This is a genomic window from Sphingopyxis sp. (assembly GCF_035565275.1).
GTDB lineage: Bacteria > Pseudomonadota > Alphaproteobacteria > Sphingomonadales > Sphingomonadaceae > Sphingopyxis.
The window spans coordinates 20,788-27,085 of record NZ_DATMST010000301.1; the positions used below are offsets into that span (position 1 = coordinate 20,788).

Sequence of the window (6,298 nt, forward strand, 5' to 3'; positions counted from 1 at the left end):
CATGATCGCATCACCGGCTTTGGCGGAATCGTATCGCGGGCCGCTGCTCCGTGGCTTCACTGCGCGCGGATTATTGTATGGCGCGCTGCTGGTCGTTCTCGCGCTTCAGGTTGAACTGGCCTTTTCCAAAAGCGTCAACTGGGACGAATTCTTTCACTTCAGCCAGATCCACCAGCATCTGCTCGGCCGTCCTGCGCCATGGCTCCAGTCCCCTTTCGTGGCGCTCTTCTCGTGGGTTCCCGGGCTTCCCGGCGATAATGTCGCCCATATCCAGCTGATCCGGCTGATGATCCTCCCGTTCGAGGTCGTGGCAATTGCTGCGATCGTCGGCATGGCGGGCCGTTTTGCCAGTTTCGAGACGGCGCTGTTTTGCGGCCTGCTCTATGCAACGGGCGGCTATGTCTTTCTGCATGCCTTCGCACTGCGCGCCGACATGATCGCTGCCGCTCTGCTTTCAGTCGCAATGTGGATCGGCCTCTGCCGTCCGCTTCGCGCGGCGGAGATTGCGGCGATCCTGCTGCTGCTCGCGCTAGCGTTCGTTTCGACGATCAAGGCGGTGCTCTACGCTCCTGCCTTTTTCGGTATCGCGCTATACCGGCTGGAAAACCGGAAAGCCCGTGTCGCGCTCGCCGCGACGGCGGGTGCCGCCGTGCTGGCCGGTGTCCTGCTGCTTTGGGGAGCCCCGCATTTGCCTGCCGGCGGCCTGACCGGCTGGCTGCGTGATATCGGCGATCTGGGCAATGATGCTGCCGGGCGCATGTTCGGTGACGGGCTTTTCCTTCAGATGTGGGCGCTGCACAGGCAGATACTATTCGCCCCGCTGCTGGCGGCGGCGGTCCTTCTGGCCGTCACCTATGCCTGCAAGCCCGAGCGCGATCCGATGGAGCGCACCCTGCTACTGCTGCTGCTCGCGCCGCTGGCGACCATCGCCGTCTATCGCAACGCCTTTCCCTATCATTTCGTATTCATCCTGCCGCCCGCCATGGTCGCTATCGCTCCAGCGATCGCTCCCGTCGTGCGACGTTTCGGAGTTGCGCCACTGGCGGCGATCCTGCTCGCCTCGGCGCTTCTCCTGTCCTTCGTCGAGGACCGCCGCGTACTGCCCCGCCAGAGGGTGATCGTCACGGGTGTTCACACGATATTCCCGGAACCCGTTACCTATATAGACAACAGTGGCATGGCTGGCGACTTCCCGCGCGCGATCAATCACTTCGCGGGCGGGTGGGGTCTCGAAATATATCACCGCGCGGGCGAACCGCTGTACAGCCGCGCGATGGCGGCCGAGCCGGTGCCGATGCTACTGGCCAACAATATGATTTTGCAGAACCCTTTCATCGACGCAAATGTCGACGACAGCCTTCTGCCCGCCGATGAGCAGATATTGCGCGAAAACTATATCCCGCACTGGGGCTATGTCTATGTCGCGGGCCGGACGCTTCGCGCGGGTGGCAGTCCCGTGAATTGGGAGGTGGCCGTTCCCGGCACCTATACCGTTGAAGGCGACGACGTGGTGATCGATGCCAAGCCTCGACCGAAGGGAAGCCTGGTGCATCTGGCGCGGGGCGATCATCTGGTACAGGGCAGCCCGACCAGCGACGTGACGCTTCGTTGGGGCGACCATCTCGTGAGGCCAGTTGCGCCTTGGCCCGAAGGGCGCGTGTTTACAACCTACTGAGGCGAGCGTCGCGTGAGCGTGGCGAGGCCATAAACCAGATCGCCGCAGATCGAACCCGCCCGCAAGGCAAGCGTTGCCGCCATCAGCCCGGCTGGCGGCATGATGCTGCCGCCCAGCGCCAGCAGCGCGGCCTCGCGCACACCGATGCCGCCGGGTGCGACGGGGACGACGAAACCGGCAAGCCAGGCCAGCAGGAAAAGCGCAGCGAAATGGGCAAGGCTGCTTTCAGCCGGCAACACCGCCGCTCCGATCAGCATCGCGGCGAGCCCGAACAGGCAAAAGGAGAGGATCTGGAAAGCCAGTGCCGTCGCCAGCGGGCGGCGAAGGAAAAGCGCGGTGGCCACGAACGCTCCCAGCCCGAGTACGGCGACTGGCGGCGACCATGCGCCGGCCAGAAAGGCTGCCGCGACGGCCATGCTGCTGACCAGATGCAAACCGACCTCGATCAGCGTCGACCGGGCGAGCCGCTGGTGCGCCATGCCCTTCCGCGCCCCTTCGGCCTGCCGGCTGACATATTGGAATATCGATCCAGGAAGATATTTGAGCAAGACGCCGCGAGCGTAGACGCGCCCCAATTCGTAGCGGGGGAAGGCGCGTTCGGGATCGGCTGTCACCGCCCAGGCGTGTGCCAGCGAGCGGTCGGCGGCGGCGAACAAAAGGGTGCCCGCGGCGATCCCGCCGACAAGTCCGGCGGACATGTGCGGTTGCAGTGTCGACCAGTCGAGGCGGTACAACCGTTCGCCGATGAAGATCAGGCTGCCCGCCAGCGCGGCGGCGCCGCCCCACCGCAGCAAGCGGTCGAAAGCGGGCCGGCTGCGTGCGGAAGCGGCGTCAATCATGCAGCAGGCTGGTGTGATCCGGATAGGGCACGCAATAGGACCGGCCGTAATGACGCGTCTCTGTCAGGCCGCAATCCTCGATCGCCTTTCGATAGCGGCGCCGGCCGCTGTCGTCGAAAAGGACAATGCCGCCGCGTTTCAGATGCGGCAACGCACGGTCAAGGCAGTCGGTACGAAGCCGCCCGTCGATCACGATCAGGTCAAAGCTACCTTCGGCTTCGGCGATGGCGCCGACATAGGCGTCATTGTCGAATTCGCGATGCAGCAGGCGGGTATTTCCGAGCCCCCCGACCTTCGTCATCAGCAGCCGGTGCCATTCGGCATGATGCTCGACCGATACCACGCTGCCGGCGCGGTGCGCCAGCCAGGCGGTACTCGCACCGGCACCATATTCGAACACGCGGGCATTCGGATGCGCGCGCAGATAGGCCTCGATCTCGCGCGTCGCGGCAACGTTCCACCATGGTAGACCAAGGTCGATCATGCGTTCGATATCGTGGATCGCCAGCAATGACGCCGCCCAGCGGCGCCAGCCATAGGCATCGCTATCGCGCGCTTCGGCGGTCAGCTTTTCCAGAGGGGCAAGGCTCGCGATCGCGTGCATGAACCCGGCGTAGGAGCGCTTCACCAACTGCATAGGAATCTCCGGCCGCCAGAGAGGCGACAAGGTTATATTAACCAAGAAATCCCTGTCGAAACGTTAATGTCGCAAGTCAGGTCCTGACCCTAGTCGCCCAGATCGACGTTATGGCTTTTCGCCCAATCCTCATACTGGCCGCGGGGATTGCCCGTCGGCTGCGCGAGGATTGCGGGCATCTCGGCGCGCAGCGCGCCCAGATCGAGCGAGCGGATCATCGCCTTGACCGGCCCGACCCCCGCCGGCGTGATCGACAGCCGTTCGATGCCGACGCCGAGCAGCGCCATTGCTTCCAGCGGACGCCCGCCCATTTCGCCGCAGACGCCCAGCGCGACCTTGGTCCCCGACGCGATCCGCACGACGCGCGCGAGGTAGCGCATGACGGTCGGCGACAGCCAGTCGTACCGTTCGGCGAGGCGGGGATGTGCGCGGTCGGCGGCAAAGAGGAACTGGGTAAGGTCGTTCGTCCCGACCGACAGAAAGTCGAGGTGCGGCAACATCAGATCGAGCGTTTCGACGAGGCCGGGCACCTCCAGCATCGCGCCATAGCGAATCGCGACCGGCAGCTTCTTGTTGTGGCTCGCGAGCCAGGCGCGCTGGGCTACGAACAAATCTCGCGCGGCCTCATATTCCCACGGTTCGGATACCATCGGGAACATGACATTCAGTGTCCGCCCCGCAGCGGCCTCCATCAACGCGCGCGCCTGTACCTTCAGCAGCCCCTCGCGCTCGAGTGCCAGCCGCAGCGCGCGCCATCCCATCGCAGGATTTTCCTCCTGCGCGGTGTCGCGGACGTTCATATAGGGCAGGGCCTTGTCGCCGCCGATATCGACCGTGCGGAAGATGACCGGCCGGTCACCCGCCGCGTCGAGCACGTCGCGATAGAGCCGCTGCTGGCGATCGCGCGACGGAAGGGTCGCCGACACGAGGAACTGGAACTCGGTGCGGAACAATCCGATCCCGCGGGCGCCGGTCAGGTCGAGTGCGGCGACGTCTTCGCGCAGGCCGGCGTTGATCATCAGTTCGATCGGGACGCCGTCTTTTGTAACCGCGGGCAGGTCGCGCAGCGCGGCGAGATTGGCGCGGCGCTTCTGCGATATCTCCAGCTTGGCGTCGAACGCATCCTGAACCGCCTGCGTCGGGCGAACGTGCAATGCGCCCGCCGCGGCATCGAGCAGCAACAGATCGCCCTCGCGGATCGAGGCGCGCACGTCGTTGACGCGGCCGAGCACCGGTACGCCCATTGCGCGCGCGACGATGATGACGTGGGCGGTCAGCGACCCTTCTTCGAGCACAACGCCCTTCAGCCGCCGGCGATCATATTCGAGCAGCTCGGCGGGGCCGAGATTGCGCGCGATCAGGATCGAATCCTGGCGAAGACCCATCTGCGCCGCGGTGCCCATCTGTCCCGACACGATGCGGATCAGCCGGTTCGACAGATCTTCGAGGTCGTGCATGCGGTCGCGCAGCAGCGGGTCGTCGATCTGGCGCATCCGCATCCGGGTGCGCTGCTGGACACGCTCGATCGCGGCCTCGGCGGTCAGGCCGCTGTCGATCGCCTCGTTGATCCGCCGCGACCAGCCTTCGTCATAGGCGAACATCTTGTAGGTCTCGATGACCTCCTCATGCTCGCCGCCGACGCCGAAATCGGCTGAGCTTGCCATACGGTCAATCTGTTCGCGCATCTTGTCGAACGCGGCATAGACGCGGTGGCGCTCGGCCTCGATATCGTCGGCGACCGTATGCTCGATGGTGATGCGCGGCTGGTGAAACACCGCGACCCCGGCGCCCATGCCGTCAACCAGCTTTTGCCCGTTCAGGCGCTGCGCCGATTGATCAGTCGCTGCGGCGTCGGTGCGCGCGGCGGTGTCGACCAGGTCGGCGTTGGCGATCAGTTCGGACAGTACCATCGCAACGGTTTGCAGCGTTTCGATCTCGATATCGTCGTAGCGGCGCGGATCGCTGTGCTGGACGCAGAGCACGCCCACCGCGCGTTCGCGGCGAATGATCGGGACGCCGGCAAAGCTGTGAAACAGCTCCTCGCCGGTTTCGGGGCGATAGGAAAAGTCGGGATGCGCCGCCGCTTCGTCGAGGTTCAGCGTTTCGATCTGATCGGCGATCGTGCCGACCAGTCCTTCACCAAGACCAAGGCGGGTCACGTGCACCGCTTCCTGCTTCAGCCCGCGCGTCGCGTAAAGTTCGAGCGCGCCTTCGCGCAGCAAATAGATCGAGCAGACCTCGCTATCGAGGCATTCGCCGATGATGCCGACGACCTGGTTCAGCTTGCCCTGCGCATTGGCGCGCGATGCCATGACCTCGTGCAAACGGGTCAGGATGGTGCGCGCCGACTGGGCGGCCGACGAGGGCGGGGGCGGGGCGTTGGTCATCGCAATCCTGCTAACAGAAGGATGCGGCGCACGCCAATACCCCGCGCGCTATTGTCCAATCTATTCCTGTGCGGCCCCGGAAACGGCGTCAGTCGCTTCCTGTCGGAGCGGTCGGCGCGGTTACCGAAGTGGTGGTCGTGCCGGTCGGCGGGCCAACGGGTGTCACCGGTGCGGGCGCGCTCATGATTGCCGGTGGAGGCGCATATTTGGCATCCCAGGCAATAACGTCGGCCTGATATTGGGCGTAGGCCTGATAGAATTCATTGAACGGCTCGTCGAGCCGCGCGAGATGCGCAGGGGCCTGTTCGACGAGCTGGGCGCTCGGCGTCGACGCGATGATCTGCGCGATCTCGTTGGCGCGCGGACAGAAATTGCGCTGCGCAGGCGGCTGCGCGAAGTAGTTGAACAGCTGCGTCGACAGGCGGTCGCGCGGCGCGATGCCGTTGTTCTTATTCTCTTTGCCGAGCTGGGTGATCACGCTCTTTTCGGTCGACTTGATCACCTTGCCGTGGGTCTTGATAATATTGTTGTACGCCGAAACGAGCGTCGTCTCTTCGAGGCCGCGGCAGCCGATGGCAGCGACGTTCAATCCGATCTTCAGCTGCCAGAAGGCACGATCCCCCGTAACCCCGCTGTTAGCGGTGACGAAGCGCCCGTCGATGCCGCGGCCGGGCAGGATCTGGGTCAGCGAAGCGTTGCCTGGCGGCAGCGGACGCGGCGGCACGACGATGACGACGGGCGGCGGAGGCGGCGGGGGAGG

5 protein-coding genes are annotated in these 6,298 nt (G+C 64.9%); 1 reads left to right on the forward strand and 4 read right to left on the reverse strand.

Going from position 1 to position 6,298, the window contains the following annotated elements:
• The first annotated feature begins 1 nt into the window (after window position 1).
• Window positions 2–1,675, forward strand: coding sequence for a hypothetical protein (locus VN047_RS19885; RefSeq protein WP_325545761.1), 1,674 nt, complete (start codon window positions 2–4; stop codon window positions 1,673–1,675).
• Here VN047_RS19885 and VN047_RS19890 read toward each other — a convergent pair.
• The 4 genes from VN047_RS19890 to VN047_RS19905 all read right to left on the reverse strand — a co-directional run.
• Window positions 1,669–2,514, reverse strand: a complete 846-nt coding sequence (locus VN047_RS19890; RefSeq protein WP_325545763.1) for a hypothetical protein — start codon at window positions 2,512–2,514, stop codon at window positions 1,669–1,671. The two genes, VN047_RS19885 and VN047_RS19890, sit on opposite strands and share 7 nt — an antisense overlap.
• On the reverse strand, window positions 2,507–3,151 hold the full coding sequence (locus tag VN047_RS19895; protein ID WP_325545764.1) for a class I SAM-dependent methyltransferase: 645 nt from the start codon (window positions 3,149–3,151) through the stop codon (window positions 2,507–2,509). Before VN047_RS19895 ends, VN047_RS19890 begins: the two co-directional genes overlap by 8 nt.
• Before the next feature lie 89 nt (window positions 3,152–3,240).
• The gene (ptsP, locus tag VN047_RS19900; protein WP_325545766.1) at window positions 3,241–5,538 is read right to left on the reverse strand and encodes a phosphoenolpyruvate--protein phosphotransferase; all 2,298 of its coding nucleotides are present in this window, start codon (window positions 5,536–5,538) and stop codon (window positions 3,241–3,243) included.
• 88 nt (window positions 5,539–5,626) lie between these two features.
• Window positions 5,627–6,298 (reverse strand): hypothetical protein (locus VN047_RS19905; protein ID WP_325545768.1); only part of this gene is annotated, 672 nt, incomplete at its 5' end.

What these genes read in the sequence shown, in the direction of transcription:
- VN047_RS19895 (WP_325545764.1), bottom strand. Translation starts at nt 3,151, where the DNA reads ATGCAGTTGGTGAAGCGCTCCTACGCCGGGTTCATGCACGCGATCGCG.
- VN047_RS19890 (WP_325545763.1), bottom strand. Translation starts at nt 2,514, where the DNA reads ATGATTGACGCCGCTTCCGCACGCAGCCGGCCCGCTTTCGACCGCTTG.
- VN047_RS19885 (WP_325545761.1), top strand. Translation starts at nt 2, where the DNA reads ATGATCGCATCACCGGCTTTGGCGGAATCGTATCGCGGGCCGCTGCTC.
- ptsP (WP_325545766.1), bottom strand. Translation starts at nt 5,538, where the DNA reads ATGACCAACGCCCCGCCCCCGCCCTCGTCGGCCGCCCAGTCGGCGCGC.